14 protein-coding genes are annotated in these 14,841 nt (G+C 67.5%); 11 read left to right on the top strand and 3 right to left on the bottom strand.

The features are described 5' to 3' along the window. Window positions 1-7: 7 nt before the first annotated feature. The 8 genes from ACRAQ3_RS07590 to ACRAQ3_RS07555 all read left to right on the top strand — a co-directional run bounded on the left by ACRAQ3_RS07590 (window position 8) and on the right by ACRAQ3_RS07555 (window position 7,936). Window positions 8-1,402, top strand: a complete 1,395-nt coding sequence (locus ACRAQ3_RS07590; RefSeq protein WP_269396387.1) for a sigma-54-dependent transcriptional regulator — start codon at window positions 8-10, stop codon at window positions 1,400-1,402. An 80-nt stretch (window positions 1,403-1,482) separates the two neighbouring features. After that, the gene (gene trkA, locus ACRAQ3_RS07585) at window positions 1,483-2,859 is read left to right on the top strand and encodes a Trk system potassium transporter TrkA (RefSeq protein WP_085896582.1); all 1,377 of its coding nucleotides are present in this window, start codon (window positions 1,483-1,485) and stop codon (window positions 2,857-2,859) included. Window positions 2,860-2,864: 5 nt separating this feature from the next. Beyond that, window positions 2,865-4,385, top strand: coding sequence for a TrkH family potassium uptake protein (locus tag ACRAQ3_RS07580; RefSeq protein WP_432256217.1), 1,521 nt, complete (start codon window positions 2,865-2,867; stop codon window positions 4,383-4,385). 125 nt (window positions 4,386-4,510) lie between these two features. Continuing rightward, window positions 4,511-4,744: an RNA chaperone Hfq gene (gene hfq, locus ACRAQ3_RS07575; RefSeq protein WP_017928544.1), complete on the top strand. Its 234-nt coding sequence runs from the start codon at window positions 4,511-4,513 to the stop codon at window positions 4,742-4,744. Then, window positions 4,741-6,024, top strand: coding sequence for a GTPase HflX (gene hflX, locus ACRAQ3_RS07570; RefSeq protein ID WP_432256216.1), 1,284 nt, complete (start codon window positions 4,741-4,743; stop codon window positions 6,022-6,024). Before hfq ends, hflX begins: the two co-directional genes overlap by 4 nt. 94 nt (window positions 6,025-6,118) lie before the next feature. Beyond that, on the top strand, window positions 6,119-6,883 hold the full coding sequence (locus tag ACRAQ3_RS07565; protein WP_432256215.1) for a hypothetical protein: 765 nt from the start codon (window positions 6,119-6,121) through the stop codon (window positions 6,881-6,883). Between the two features lie 77 nt (window positions 6,884-6,960). After that, on the top strand, window positions 6,961-7,533 hold the full coding sequence (locus ACRAQ3_RS07560) for a helix-turn-helix transcriptional regulator (RefSeq protein WP_432256214.1): 573 nt from the start codon (window positions 6,961-6,963) through the stop codon (window positions 7,531-7,533). A gap of 43 nt (window positions 7,534-7,576) precedes the next feature. After that, window positions 7,577-7,936, top strand: a complete 360-nt coding sequence (locus tag ACRAQ3_RS07555; protein WP_269396341.1) for a VOC family protein — start codon at window positions 7,577-7,579, stop codon at window positions 7,934-7,936. Between the two features lie 4 nt (window positions 7,937-7,940). Here ACRAQ3_RS07555 and ACRAQ3_RS07550 read toward each other — a convergent pair whose 3' ends face one another. Both ACRAQ3_RS07550 and ACRAQ3_RS07545 read right to left on the bottom strand, forming a co-directional pair. After that, on the bottom strand, window positions 7,941-8,276 hold the full coding sequence (locus ACRAQ3_RS07550) for a DUF3140 domain-containing protein (protein WP_432256213.1): 336 nt from the start codon (window positions 8,274-8,276) through the stop codon (window positions 7,941-7,943). 56 nt (window positions 8,277-8,332) lie between these two features. Beyond that, entirely contained in the window at window positions 8,333-10,798 is a 2,466-nt protein-coding gene (locus ACRAQ3_RS07545; protein ID WP_432256212.1) for a penicillin acylase family protein, read from the bottom strand. Between the two features lie 103 nt (window positions 10,799-10,901). Between ACRAQ3_RS07545 and ACRAQ3_RS07540 the strand changes: the two genes are divergently transcribed. The 3 genes from ACRAQ3_RS07540 (at window position 10,902) to tsf (ending at window position 13,662) form a co-directional block, all read left to right on the top strand. After that, complete coding sequence (locus ACRAQ3_RS07540; RefSeq protein ID WP_432256211.1) at window positions 10,902-11,771, top strand: NAD(P)-dependent oxidoreductase; 870 nt, start codon at window positions 10,902-10,904, stop codon at window positions 11,769-11,771. A 162-nt stretch (window positions 11,772-11,933) separates the two neighbouring features. Next, the gene (gene rpsB / locus ACRAQ3_RS07535; RefSeq protein ID WP_432256210.1) at window positions 11,934-12,710 is read left to right on the top strand and encodes a 30S ribosomal protein S2; all 777 of its coding nucleotides are present in this window, start codon (window positions 11,934-11,936) and stop codon (window positions 12,708-12,710) included. Between the two features lie 76 nt (window positions 12,711-12,786). Then, window positions 12,787-13,662 carry a translation elongation factor Ts gene (gene tsf / locus ACRAQ3_RS07530; protein WP_269396336.1) on the top strand — a complete coding sequence of 292 codons (876 nt, stop codon included), beginning with the start codon at window positions 12,787-12,789 and terminating at the stop codon, window positions 13,660-13,662. A 337-nt stretch (window positions 13,663-13,999) separates the two neighbouring features. Here the strand turns inward: tsf and ACRAQ3_RS07525 are convergent, their stop codons facing one another. Further along, the gene (locus ACRAQ3_RS07525; protein WP_432256209.1) at window positions 14,000-14,758 is read right to left on the bottom strand and encodes an autoinducer binding domain-containing protein; all 759 of its coding nucleotides are present in this window, start codon (window positions 14,756-14,758) and stop codon (window positions 14,000-14,002) included. Window positions 14,759-14,841: the final 83 nt, after the last annotated feature.

Raw genomic sequence — 14,841 nt, 5'->3', positions numbered from 1 at the left:
GCATGAGATGGGCGACATCCTGATTACCGACGACGAGCGCGACATCCGCGAACTGATCTCGGACATCCTGCGCGACGAGGGCTATTCCACCCGGCTCGCGGGCACCTCCGACGAATGCATGAGCGCGATCGAGGACGAGGTCCCGGCGCTGATGATCCTCGACATCTGGCTCAAGGACAGCCGGATGGACGGGATCGACATCCTCAAGGCGGTGAAGCGCGACCACCCCGGCGTGCCGATCGTCATCATTTCGGGCCATGGCAACATCGAGATCGCGGTGGCCGCGATCAAGCAGGGCGCCTACGACTTCATCGAGAAGCCGTTCAACATCGACCAGCTGCTGGTGGTCATCAAGCGCGCGATGGAGACCTCGCGGTTGCGGCGCGAAAACAGCGAATTGCGGCGTGGCGATACCGCCCCCGCGGAGATGCTGGGCGACAGCGCCGCGTTCCGCTCCCTGCGCTCGCAGCTCGACAAGGTGACGCGCTCGAACGGCCGGGTGATGCTGTCGGGCCATCCCGGCTCCGGCAAGGAGGTCGCCGCGCGCTACATTCACGCCAATTCGAACCGCGCCGACGCACCCTTCGTTACCGTGAACTCGATCACCATCGAGCCGAACCGGATGGAAGAGGTGCTGTTCGGCCGCGAAAGCCCCGAAAAGGGCATCGAGAAGGGTCTTCTCGAACAGGCCAATGGCGGCGTGATCTATTTCGACGAGGTGGCGGACATGCCGCTCGGCACCCAGTCGAAGATCCTGCGGGTGCTGGTCGACCAGTCGTTCCACCGCGTCGGCGGCTCGGAAAAGGTGCAGGTCGATCTGCGGGTGATCTCCTCGACCAACCGCGATCTGCAGGCGGCGATCCAGGGCGGCTCGTTCCGCCAGGAGCTTTACCACCGCCTGAACGTCGTGCCGATCCACGTCCCCGGTCTCGAGGAACGGCGCGAGGACATTCCGCTGCTGGCCGAGCACTTCATCGCCGAGCTGAACAAGAGCCAGGGCCTGCCGCTGCGTCCCCTGGGCGAGGATGCCCGCGCCTTGTTGCAGACCATGCTCTGGCCCGGCAATATCCGCCAGCTGAAGAACGTCATCGAACGCGTTCTTATCCTCGGAGATTCTTCCGGCGAGATCACCGCCAAGGAACTGCCGGGCCTTGAGGATCCGGGTGCCGAGGAAGGGCGCGTGGTGCTGTCGGGCGGGCTCGCGACCCTGCCGCTGCGCGAGGCGCGCGAGCTGTTCGAGCGGGAATACCTGCTGACCCAGATCAACCGCTTCGGCGGCAACATCTCCCGCACCGCGGCCTTCGTCGGCATGGAGCGCTCGGCGCTGCACCGCAAGCTCAAGAGCCTCGGTGTCGTCACCTCGTCCAAGGCGGGCGCGCGCGTGGCGCATGTCGAGGACTGATTGACCGCCCCTTCGGGCTCTGGCACTCCGTGGCGGCATGAGCGCCGCCACGGGCGCGCCCCAAAGGACCGGGAACGAAGATGAAGGTCATCATCTGCGGCGCCGGGCAGGTCGGCTGGCAGATCGCCCGACACCTGTCGGGCGAGCGCAACGACGTCACCGTCGTCGACAGCAACCCCGACCTCGTGCGCCGTGCCACCGACACGCTCGACGTGCAAGGCATCACCGGCTTCGCCAGCTACCCGGACGTGCTCGACCGCGCCGGGGCGCGCGACGCCGACATGATCATCGCCGCCACCCATAGCGACGAGGTCAACATGGTGACCTGCCAGGTGGCGCATTCGGTGTTCTCGATCCAGCGCAAGATCGCGCGGCTCCGGGCGCAATCCTATCTCGACGCGATCTATTCCGATCTCTACCGGCGCGATCACATGCCGATCGACGTGGTGATCTCGCCCGAAAAGGAAGTGGCCGAGGCGGCGTTGCAGCGGCTCGCCGCGCCATCGGCTTTCGACGCGGAAAGCTTTCTCGACGGGCGCGCGCATCTGCTGGGCATCTCGATCGACGAGGATTGCCCGGTCATCAACACGCCGCTGCGGCAGCTCACCGACCTGTTCTCGACGCTGCGCGCCATCGTGGTGGGCATCCGCCGCCGCGGCCGTCTCTTCGCGCCGAGCCCCGAGGACCAGATCTTTCCGGGCGACGCGATCTACGTCTTCACCGACACCTCCGACATGGTCCGCACGCTGGAGATCTTCGGCAAGCGGCCCGCCAAGCAGGAGCGGATCGTGGTGATCGGCGGCGGCAATGTTGGCCTCGGCGTGGCGCGGGCACTGGAAGGCCGCGCCGACCGGCTGCGCGTGAAGATGATCGAGCGCGACCGGCTCGCCGCCGAACGCGCCGCCGACCAGCTCGACCGCACCATCGTGCTCAACGGCGACGGCCTCGACGCGGCGCTGCTCGAAGAGGCGCAGATCGGTACCGCCGACGCCGTGCTGGTGGTCACCGACGACGACAAGACCAACCTTCTGGCCTCGGTGCGCGCCAAGGCGCTCGGCTGCCCGCTGGCGATCTGTCTGGTCAACGACCCGACTCTGGTGCCGCTGATGCAGGCGATGGACATCGACGCCTACATCAACCCGCGCGCCACGACGGTGAGCTCGATCCTGCGCCATATCCGCCACGGGCGGGTGCGCGGCGTCTATTCGATCGGCGACGCCGAGGCCGAGCTGATCGAGGCGCAGGTCCTGGGCACCTCGCCGATCGCGGGCCAGCGTATCCGCGACATCGCCTTCCCGGAGGGCGTGCTGGTCGGCGGCGTGGTCAAGGACGGGCGGATGATGAAGATCCACGGTGCGCTTAGGATCGAGGAGGGCGACATGGTCGCGCTCTTCGCCATGGCCTCGGACGTGCCGGAGGTCGAACGGCTGCTCCAGGTTTCGATCGATTTCTTCTGAGCCGCATGGAGCACCGTCTCACCCGCATCCCGTTCTTCGTGCTGCTGATGGCGATCGGTTCGGCGGCGATGATGCTGCCGGCGGTCCACGCTTTGGTGCGCGAGGAATGGCTGACGTCGCGCACCTTTCTCTACGGCGCGATCCTCGGGCTGATGCTGTCGCTGCTGATCGGCCTCGCCACCGCGAATTACCGGCCCGCCAGCGTGCCGCGCAGCCAGCTTTCGGCGCTGGTCGCGGCCTTCACGGTGCTGCCGGTCATGTTCGCGATCCCGTTCCACGAGGCGCTGGGGACGACCTCCTTCCTCAATGCGTGGTTCGAGATGGTGTCGAGCTTCACCACTACCGGCGCCACGGTCTACGACAACGTGGTGCGGCTCAATGACAGCCTGCATCTGTGGCGCGCCACGGTGGGCTGGCTCGGCGGGCTGCTGATCTGGGTGACCGCGGTGTCGATCCTGGCGCCGATGAACCTCGGCGGCTTCGAGGTGCGCAGCCCGTCGATCATCGGCGAGGGCGGCGCGCGGCTGAGCCAGATCACCCGTATCGCCGATCCCTCCGAACGGCTGGTGCGCTACGCCGCGCGGCTGCTGCCGATCTATGCCGGGCTCACGGGGCTGCTCTGGCTCGGCCTCGTGGCGGCGGGCGACCGGCCCTTCGTGGCGTTCTGCCACGCGATGTCGACCCTCGCCACCAGCGGCATCAGCCCGGTGGGCGGGCTGCGCTACGCCAATTCCGGGCTGCTGGGCGAGATGCTGATCGTGCTGTTCTCGGTCTTCGCGCTGTCGCGGCTCACCTTCGCGCGCAACCTCTTCGGCGATCAGGGCGGCCGGCTGATGCGCGACCCCGAGCTGCGCATGGGCCTCGCGCTGGTGCTGATCGTGCCCGGGCTGCTCTTCATGCGGCATTTCTTCGGCGCGGTCGAGGACCGGGTCGAGGCCGACCTGCCGCAGGCCTTCTCGGCGCTGTGGGGCGCGCTGTTCACCGTCTCGTCCTTTCTCACCACCACCGGCTTCGAAAGCCGGTACTGGCTCGGTGCCGCCGACTGGTCCGGCCTCGAGACGCCGGGGCTGATCCTCGTCGGGCTCGCGCTGATCGGCGGCGGTGTGGCGACCACGGCGGGCGGGGTGAAGCTGCTGCGCGTCTATGCGCTGTGGATGCATGGCAAGCGCGAGCTGGAGCGTCTGGTGCATCCGCATTCGGTCGGCGGCGACGGCGTCGAGGCGCGGCGGATCCGTCGCGAGGGCGCCTTCATCTCGTGGATCTTCTTCATGCTCTTCGCGCTGTCGGTGACGGCGGTGATGCTGGCGCTGTCGCTCACGGGCGTGCAGTTCGAGGTGGCGATGACGCTGACCGTGGCCGCGCTCTCGACCACCGGGCCGCTGGCCGAGATCGGCGCGCAATACCCGATCTCCTATGCCGGCATTCCCGACATGGCCAAGACGATCCTCGCCGCGGCGATGGTGCTGGGCCGGCTCGAGACGCTGGCGATCATCGCGCTTTTGAACCCCTCCAGCTGGCGCAGTTGAGACACGCGCCGCGGCCCTGCGCCTTTGCACCTATTTCCGGGCTGGAAACTCCACCGGCGGCGCGACATACTCCTTTCCAACGAGGGAAAAGGCCGGTACGCGGCCGCAAGAACAAAGGGACCGTGATGGCCGGTGACAAGCAGAACCTTCAGGACGCCTTCCTGAACCATGTGCGCAAGATCAAGGTGCCGGTGACGATCTTCCTGATCAACGGCGTGAAGCTGCAGGGCGTCATCACTTGGTTCGACAATTTCTGCGTGCTGCTGCGCCGCGATGGTCAATCCCAGCTCGTCTACAAGAGCGCGATCTCGACCATCATGCCGTCGCAGCCCGTGAACCTCTATGACGGTGAAGATTGACCGATTATTACATCCCCGAGGCCCCGGACACCCGCGCATGGGTGATCCACCCCGAGATCAAGAACGACAACGACCGGCGTGAGCCCGTGGCCGCGCTGGCCGAGGCCGTGGCGCTCGCCGATGCGCTGCCCGGCCTCGACGTGGTGGGCTCCGAGATCGTGCGCCTGCCCAAGCGCCATCCCGGCATGTTGTTCGGCACCGGCAAGATCGAGGAGCTGAAGCAGCGGCTGAAGGAGAACGAGGTCGAGCTGGTGCTGATCGACGGCCATGTCGGCCCGGTGCAGCAGCGCAATCTCGAAAAGGAATGGAAGGTCAAGATCCTCGATCGGACCGGGCTCATTCTCGAGATCTTCGGCGATCGCGCCGCGACCCGCGAGGGCGTGTTGCAGGTCGAGATGGCGGCGCTGAGCTACCAGCGCACGCGGCTGGTCCGCGCCTGGACCCACCTCGAGCGGCAGCGCGGCGGCTTGGGCTTCGTCGGCGGCCCCGGCGAGACGCAGATCGAGGCGGACCGCCGCGCCATCGACGAACAGCTGGTGCGGCTCAAGCGCCAGCTCGACAAGGTGGTCAAGACCCGGGCGCTGCACCGTGCCTCGCGCGCCAAGGTGCCGTTTCCGATCGTGGCGCTGGTCGGCTACACCAATGCCGGGAAATCGACGCTGTTCAACCGGTTGACCGGCGCCGAGGTCATGGCCAAGGACATGCTCTTCGCCACGCTCGACCCGACGATGCGGCGCGTGGTGCTGCCGACCGGCGACGAGGTGATCCTGTCGGACACGGTGGGCTTCATCTCGGACCTGCCGACAGAGTTGGTCGCGGCGTTCCGCGCCACGCTGGAGGAGGTGCTCGACGCCGATCTGGTGCTGCATGTGCGCGACATCGGCCATGCGCAGACGGTGGAGCAGGCGCGCGAGGTCGAGAGCATCCTGTCGAGCCTCGGCCTTCCCGAGGACACCCCGAAGATCGAGGTCTGGAACAAGATCGACACGCTGGCGTCGGATGCCCATGAGGCGGCGCTGGAGCGGGCGGCGCGCACCGAGAACGTCTCGGCCGTCTCGGCCATCACCGGCGAGGGCATGGATGCGCTCCTGACCGAGGTCTCCGAGGCGCTCGGCGGCGCGAAGCATGTCGAGGCGCTGGTCGTGCCCTTTGCCGCAGGCCGCAAGCGGGCCTGGCTGTTCGAGCAGGGCCTCGTCGAGGAGGACACGCCGACCGAAGAGGGCCACAGGATGCAGGTCCGCTGGTCGGCCGCGCAGAAAGCACGCTTCGAACGGCTCTGATGCCCTGACAGATGCGATGGCCGCGCCCTGTCGGATGGGCGCGGCCATTCGCCCGGCGCAGACTTTCCCCGTGTTCAAGACAGGGAGAGACGCCATGAGACCCGACATCCTGATCCCCGTACTCGCGCTTGCCGCTTCGCCGGTACTGGCGCAGGAGCCCTGCGGCGACATGCCCGCCGAGACGACCGAGATCGCCGAGGCGCGGCTGATCATCGAGTACAACCATACCGATGGCGACATCGGCGTGCATGGCTATGGCGACGATGACGGCTGGAGCGAGCTGTGCGTCTTCGATCCCTCCGGCGCGCTGGTCCTGCATGTCGCCCCTCGGGCGCAGCTCGGCGAGTTGGGCCTCGGCTCGTTCTTCTTCGAGAGCCGCGAGCCGCCGGAGGAGGTCTGGGACTACGCGGCGCTGAAGGCCGCTTTCCCGGAGGGCGATTACGCGGTGCGCGCGAAGCTCCATGACGATACCGGTCGTCGCGGCATCGCGCGCTTCACCACGCTGGTTCCGCAGCCGCCGGTGATCACGGCGCCGGCGCTTGTCGAAGACGAGGATGATGAGGCCCCCGTCGTGCCGCTGGCCGATCTGGAGGTGACATGGGAGCCGGTGACGGCCTCCCTCGACGATCGGATGCCGGAGATCACCGGTTACGAGCTGATCGTCACCGACGAGGAATACGAAGATCCGGACGGGTTCTCGAAGCCGGAACTCGACGTGCATCTGGGGCCGGCGGCCACTGGCTTCACAGTTCCGGCCGCGTTCCTCCGCCCCGACACACTCTACGAGGTCGAGGTGCTGGCGCTTGAGGCCTCCGGCAACCAGACCATCGCCCTGGGTTTCTTCGCCACCGACAACTGAAATCACGGGTGCCACGGAACGAAAACCGTGGCATCCTTCCGTTGTCCGGGAGGGCGCCACTGTCCGGGAGGACGGCCATGTCCCGCATCGTCATATACGCCGCCGCTGCCGCCGGCCTTTTCGGCCTGCTGGTGGTGCTCGAGGTCGTGCAGGCCGACGAGCAGTTCACCTGGGCCACCTTCGCGGTCGATCTGTTCGAGACCGCGCTTCTCGCCGGGGCCGTCGTCTTCACGGCCTTCGGCTCGCAGGCCAGCCGCGAGATGCGGCGCGAAAGGGCGCGGCTACTGGGCGATCTCGACCGTGCCCGGCGCGAGGGCGAGCAATGGCGGCAGGCCAGCCGGGCGCATGTCGACGGGCTGAGCCGCGCGATCGCGGCGCAGTTCGCGGAATGGGGCCTGACCGGGACCGAGAGCGAGATCGCGCTCTTGATGCTCAAGGGGCTCAGCCACAAGGAGATCGCCACGCTGCGCGACTGTTCCAGCGCCACGGTGCGCCAGCACGCCACCGCCGTCTATCGCAAGTCCGGGCTGACCAGTAGGTCGCAGCTCACCGGTTTCTTTCTCGAGGATCTGCTGGCGCCGCTGCAGGCGCGGGGCGGGCTGCATGTCGTCACGTCGTCGCCCGCGCCGGGGGATGACGCGTCGTCCTGATAGCGCTATCAGGGTGCGGCATGACAATCATGGGACGCCGCAGATGATCCTCGACCTCCACCATATCCAGCTTGCCATGCCCGAAGGCGGCGAGGATGCGGCGCGCGGGTTCTATGGTGGCGTCCTGGGCCTCGCGGAGGTGGCCAAGCCCGAGATCCTGGCCGGCCGGGGCGGGGTCTGGTTCGAGGGGCGCAGCCTGCGGCTGCATCTGGGTGTTGAGACGCCCTTCGCGCCCGCGCGCAAGGCGCACCCCGCCTTCCGCGTCGCCGACCTCGCGGCGATGCGCTACCACCTCGACGCGCATGACATCGCAGTGCGCACCGAGACCGAGCTGCCGGGGCTCAGGCGGTTCTACGTGTCGGACCCGTTCGGCAACCGCATCGAAATCTGCGAGACCGTCTGAGGCGTCACTTCAGCGGGTCGTGGCCCCAATTCATCAGCGAATAGCGCCACTTGGAATGCTCCATGTCGTCCTTGGGGCCGCCTTGCGCCTTGTGCCGCTTGATGTAGCCCACGACCTTGGCCATGTGGTCCCACTGGTCCTCCGAGAGATCGGCCTTGTTGGTGCGCTTGATCTCGACGATGCGCTTGCCCGATTTGTGGCCGGTGCTCTCGCCCTCGCCGCCTGTATCGCCGACCGACCTGCTCTCCTCGGTGTCGAGGAAATCCTCGATCTCCTTGGGGGCCATGTTCACCAGGTCGCGGAATTCCTCCCAGACCTGCTCATGCGACTTGCCGCTCATGCGATCCTCCGTGTCGGTTCGGAGGGGCAACCGGCGCGCGGCGCGGCGGTTCCGCCTCAGGGCCGGGCGGGCAGGAGCTGGGTGATGCCCACCGCCGCGCCGCGCGCGAGGCTGGGGTCGAGCGACATCGGGATGTATTCGCCGCGCCGCCACAGCTCGCCCAGATCGTCGTAATGGCGCGACAGCGGGTGGCCCGACTGGCCGGTCGAGATGATGAAGACCGAGCTGTCGGGATCGGCGAAGTCGTAGACGCCGCGATAGCCCGCCGCATGGACGTTGTGGAACGGGTTCGGCGCACGCCCGTCGGTGAGGCCGCGCCTCAGCGTGTTGTCGCCGCCCGAGGTGCTCTGGCGGATATTGACGAACCAGTTGATGAACGGGGCCTGGCCCAGCACCGGGTGATCCTGCCGCGCCTCGTGCGCGTCGCCCCAGCGTAGTGCGTCGAGATTGGCACCATGGGTCTCGGTGATCCAGATCAGCGCGTCGTCGAGCGCCATCCGGGCGATGTCGGCGCAGCTTTCCTCGGCCGCCGACTGGCGGATGTCGCACCAGGCGCTGGCGCCGTCCACATCGCGGAACACCCGGTCGATGAAGAGCGGCCGGACATGGGTATAGGCGTTGGCGAGGGGGCCGAGATCGTCGCGGATCAGCCGCTCCTGCAAGGCCCGCATCCAGGCGGCGTAGATCAGCGGTTCGGGCAGGTGCTCGTTCATCTCGCCGTTCCATTCGCCCAGGAGTTCGAGCGCGCGCTGACGGCGCCGGGCCGGCGTGCCCTCGGGCGCCGGTTCGCCGGTGAACCACAGATCCGCGCCGACGATCGGCAGCAACGCCCGGGCGGTGGGGCTCACCGTGTCGAGCTGCGCCTCGATGAAGCTGTCGCGGGTATGCACCTCGCGCGACTGCATCAGCCCGCGCCAGCGGGCGATCCGCTGGGTGTCGCCCCAATGGTAGGAGACATGCTCGGGAAAGGGCCGGTCGACGGTCTTGTTGTTCGTGTTGCCGACGAGTCCGCCGACCGGCTCGGTGGACTCGGGCAGGTCGACATAGGGCAGCCGGCCCTGCCAGCGGTTCTCGGCAATGTAGCCCAGCGTCGGCAGCCTACCCTTGCTCTGGTGGTCGGGGTCGCGCAGCGGCACCGCGCCCACGGTCTTGAGCGCGACGCGGTTGCGGTCGGCGAGGATCAGGTTCTGGTTCGGCGCGACCTGCAGCCGGCCGGCGCGGATGCCTTCCTCGATCGTGCGGGCCTGCATCAGCCTCAGCCCGGCGGTCATCGAGGTGTCGTTGTCCGACAGCCCCGACCAGGCCAGCGTCATCACGTGGCCGCGCGGGCGGATCGTGTCGAGCGCGAACTGCTCGGGCGGCAGGACCGGCCCGTTGGCGGTGCGTTGCAGCCGCAGCGTGACGGCGGCGGCGTCCTTGATCTCGACGATGCTGTCGCGTGCTTCGAACCGGGCCCAGCCATCCTCCGTGCGGTATTCGCCCGCATTCTTCGGGTTCACCTCTTCGGCATAGAGGTCGAGATCGTCGGCGAAGGAGGCGGTGATGCCCCAGCCGAGATCGTTGCTGCGGCCGGCCAGCACCAGCGGGATGCCGGGGATCGTCGCGCCGATGACGCCGCCCGAGCGCAGTTCCAGCCGCGCCAGGTACCAGATCGAGGGCGCGGTGAGCAGCCGGTGCGGGTCATTGGCCAGAAGCGTCGCGCCGGTGGCCGAGCGCGAGGGTCCGGCGGCCCAGGCGTTCGAGGCGCCCGACAGCGCCGCGGGCAGGCTCGCAGCGAGCGGATCGAAGGGCGCCTCGGCGGCAGCGTGACGCTCGGGGATCTCGGGCATCAGGTCGGCGTAGCGGGGCAGGGCGGTCAGCCCCGGCCCGGGCACGTCGGGCAGGATGTCGCGCAGCCGCTCTTCCTCGAGCAGCAGCGAGCTGCGCGCCCGCAGCACCTCGGCCTGCAGGTGGTCGCTCTGCTGCCAGGCCATCAGCTTGAGGATCGCGATGCTGTCGGCAGGCTGCCACGGCGCCAGCGGCTGGTTGAACAGCCACATCTCGGGCGCGCCGCGGCCCCGCGCCCCGGCATTGACCTCGCCGACCCATGCGTTGACGCCCGCCGCATAGGCTTCGAGCGCCGAACGCGTCTGGCCGTCCTGATCCTCGACCGAGGCGGTGGCGGCGCGGTAGAGGTCGAGCCGCCGCATCAGGATGTCGCTCTCGGCGGTGCGGCGACCGAACAGCTCTGACAGGCGTCCCTGAACGGTGCGGCGCAGCAGGGTCATCTGCCAAAGCCGGTCCTGCGCATGGGCGTAGCCGAGCGCGAAGAACACGTCGCGATCCGCGTCGCCGAAGATGTGCGGCACGTTGGCGTGATCGCGCACGATCTCCACCGGCGCGGAAATCCCCGCGACACGGGCGCGGGCGTCGTAATCGGGCAGGGAGCGCGCGAAGAACCAGTAGACCAGCACCGTCCCGGCAAGGCCGAGGAGGATCACGCCGACGGTCAGGCGCAGGAGCCAGCGAAACAGAGTGGCCATCGATCCTCCGGGGGGCAGTCGCCCGTGCTTGACGGGCCGGTTGGGCATGGTGAGTATCGCGCCTCGGGGGCGAGCGAAAGCCCCGGGAGGCAGGGAGAGCATCATGGCGAAGCTGACGTTTCTGGGACTGGGCGTGATGGGATACCCCATGGCGGGTCATCTGGCGAAGGCCGGGCACGAGGTGACGGTCTACAATCGCACCACCGCCAAGGCCGAGGCCTGGGCCCGCGAGCATGGCGGCCGGCACGCCGCGACACCGCGCGAGGCCGCCAAGGGCGCCGAGATCGTCTTTGCCTGCGTCGGCAATGACGACGATCTGCGCTCGGTCTGCGCGGGCGATGACGGCGGCTTCGCGGGGATGGAGGCGGGCGCGCTCTTCGTCGATCACACCACGGTCAGCGCCGCCGTGACGCGCGAGCTGGCCGCCGCCGCCGATGCGAAGGGCGTCGGTTTCGTCGATGCGCCGGTCTCGGGCGGGCAGGCCGGGGCCGAGAACGGCCAGCTTTCGGTGATGTGCGGCGGCGCGCAGGATCATTTCGACCGGGCCGAACCGGTGATCGATGCCTATGCGAAGATCTGCCGCCGATTGGGCGAAAGCGGCGCCGGGCAGCTGGCCAAGATGGCCAACCAGATCGCCATCGCCGGGCTGGTGCAGGGGCTGTCGGAATCGCTGGCCTTCGCAGAAAAGGCCGGGCTCGACGGCCGCGCGCTCGTGGAGGTGATCAGCCAGGGCGCCGCCGGCAGCTGGCAGATGCTCAACCGCCACTCCACGATGCTCGACGATCATTTCGAGCACGGCTTCGCGGTGGACTGGATGCGCAAGGATCTGGGCATCTGTCTCGACGCGGCCGACGAGCTGTCGGTCAGCCTGCCGGTGACGGCGCTGGTCGACCAGTTCTACAAGGAGGTGCAGCAGATGGGTGGCGGCCGCTGGGATACCTCGTCGCTGATCAAGCGGCTCCGAAAGCCGTGACCTGACCGGTCTTGCCTTTTCAGAGCGGTGGCGCTAAGGGCAGCGCACGATCAATCCCGCAGGCGGGGGCGGGCCTATCGGGGGGAGACATCCCCCGGGGTCCACCGGTTGGGGCAGCCGCCCTGATCCCCCGTCGAGGCAAAACCGGAAAGGTATAGAGACATGGCTCTTCCCGAGTTCTCCATGCGCCAGCTGCTCGAGGCCGGCGTTCACTTCGGCCACCAGACCGCCCGCTGGAACCCGCGGATGTCCGAGTACATCTACGGTGCCCGCAACGGCATCCACATCATGGACCTGACCCAGACCGTCCCGATGCTGGACAAGGCGCTGCAGGTCATCCGTGACACCGTCGCCAAGGGCGGCCGCGTGCTCTTCGTCGGCACCAAGCGTCAGGCCGCCCAGCCGATCGCCGACGCCGCCGAGAAGTCGGCCCAGTTCTACATGAACCACCGCTGGCTCGGTGGCACGCTGACCAACTGGCAGACCGTGTCGCAGTCGATCAACCGCCTGCGCGCCATCGACGAGGCGGCCGAGCAGGGCTTTGCCGGCCTCACCAAGAAAGAGCGTCTCGGCATGGAGCGCGAGCAGATCAAGCTGCAGGCCTCGCTCGGCGGCATCCGTGAAATGGGCGGCGTGCCCGACCTGCTGTTCGTGATCGACGTCAACAAGGAAGACCTGGCGATCTCCGAAGCCAAGAAGCTCGGCATCCCGGTCGTCGCCGTCGTCGACACCAACTGCTCGCCCGAGGGCGTGGACTACGTGATCCCGGGCAACGACGACGCCGCCCGCGCGATCGCGCTCTACTGTGACCTCGCCGCCCGCGCCGCGCTCGACGGCATGAGTGCGCAGCTCGGCGCCGCCGGCGTCGACATGGGTGCGATGGAGCAGTTCACCGAAGAGCAGCTCGCCGCCGACGCCGAAGCCGCCACCGCCGAATAAGGCGCACCGTCACATCACGGTTGCCGGGCGCGGATATGCCGCGCCCGGAATCCATTCAAATTCTAGGAGAGACGCGATGGCGATCACCGCGAGCATGGTCAAGGAACTGCGCGAGAGCACCGGCGCAGGCATGATGGACGCCAAGAAGGCGCTGACCGAAACCGACGGCGACATGGAAGCCGCGGTCGACTGGCTGCGCACCAAGGGCCTAGCCAAGGCCGCCAAGAAATCCGGCCGCACCGCCGCCGAGGGCCTCGTGGCCGTCGCCGTCGAGGGTGGCCGCGGCGTCGCGATCGAGCTGAACTCGGAAACCGACTTCGTCGCCAAGAACGCCGACTTCCAGAACCTCGTCTCGAAGATCGCGAAGGCCGGCGTCAAGGCGTCGAACCTCGAGGAGCTGAAGACCACCGAGGTCGACGGCAAGCCGGTCGACACGCTGATCACCGACGCGATCGCCAAGATCGGCGAGAACATGACGCTGCGCCGGATGGCCGCGATCGAGGGCGAGAAGGTCGTGACCTACGTCCACAACGCTGCTGCCGCCGACATGGGCACCATCGGCGTTCTGGTCGCGCTTTCGGGCGGTGACGAGGCCTTCGGCCGTCAGGTCGCGATGCACATCGCCGCCGCCAACCCCGCCGCGCTCGGCGAGGCCGATCTCGACCCCGCGATCGTCGAGAAGGAAAAGCAGGTCCAGATGGACATCGCCCGCGAGAGCGGCAAGCCCGAGCAGGTCATCGAGAAGATGATCGAAGGCCGCATGAAGAAGTTCATGGCCGAGTCGACCCTGCTGGGTCAGGCGTTCGTCGTGAACCCCGACCTGACCGTCGAAGCCGCCGCGAAAGAGGCCGGCGCCACGATCACCGGTTTCGTGCGTCTCGCCGTGGGCGAAGGCATCGAGAAGGTGGAAGAGGACTTCGCCGCCGAGGTGGCCAAGGTCGCCAAGGGCTGATCCAGCCCCACGATCTCGACGAAGACGCCGTCCGCACCTCGCGGGCGGCGTTTTTCGTTCCGCCGTCGAAGCCGGGCGATTTCGGAAATGAGCGTGATCGCAAAGGGCAGGGGGCGCTACAAAAGAGTGCCGCGCCCGGCGGCGGTGACGGACGCGGCGATCTCATACTGGATACCGACCTGCTGCTGTCGGTTTGATACATGCGCCAGATCAAACACTTCCCAGGGCTGCATCACTTGGCCAAACCGGCCTTCACTCGTCAACATAATGACCATCTCATGGCGCGGGCCGCGTTGGAAGTCTGGTATTCCTGACCCACACAAGTACGAAAACGAACTCAACTGAAAATCTGGTTAAAGAGTGACGCCTTCAACACAGCCTGCGCCGTCGTGGCAACCCCGAGGGTTTCGCGGGCCAGCTTGAGATGCTTGTCGATGGTGGCCGGCGTTAGTTCCAGCTCTTCCGCCATGTGATGCGTGGTATGCCCGCAGGCCACGAGTTCGAGCACCTGTCTCTGACGGGCGGTCAGCTTGTAGGGCCCGAAAGGCAATGTCAGGAACCGCAGGTGGAACACGTGCAACTGCGCCTCGATCTCGGCGGCGCGCTCGCGCCACATCCGGTCGATCCGATGCTGGTCGAAGCCCGGTTTCGCGGTCAGAGAAAGCACGCCCTTGGTGCGTCGCGGCAACGGCGGAAAGCTCACGGTGACGCCGGCGCACACCCGGTAAGCGCGATCCAGTTCCCGAAGCCGGAATTCCGCGGTCGGGTCCTGCGGCGGCAATTCGTCGTACCGGCTCCAGGGCAGGATGCCGGTTTCGGTGAAGGCCCAGTCGGCGATCCGCGTTCCACGCAGCATCCCGCCGCCGCCGAAGAGGCGGCGCGCATAGCCTTCATCATGCGTATGGAGCACGACCCAGCTGGACGGGTCGGCGATGTCGGCATCGAACAAGTGGGTGATCGCATAGACGAGGCGATCGAACCCGTAATCCTTCATCCTCGCGCAGAACAGTTGCCAGAGCTCTTCGCTTTCGCCGCATTGGGCGGCGCGCGACACGAACCTCAAGGCAGGCTGCGGGATTTCCGACAGGTGGGACATGTCCAAACCTATCATTCGAAATCTCGAACCGGCAACGATCCAGTAAATTACATAATCTTCATTATGAGTTAATCGTTATGGGA

It is taken from the genome of Limimaricola sp. AA108-03 (assembly GCF_050847355.1).
GTDB lineage: Bacteria > Pseudomonadota > Alphaproteobacteria > Rhodobacterales > Rhodobacteraceae > Limimaricola.
Note: the sequence above shows the minus strand (reverse complement) of the source record. Positions and strands in the feature narration are given on the sequence as shown.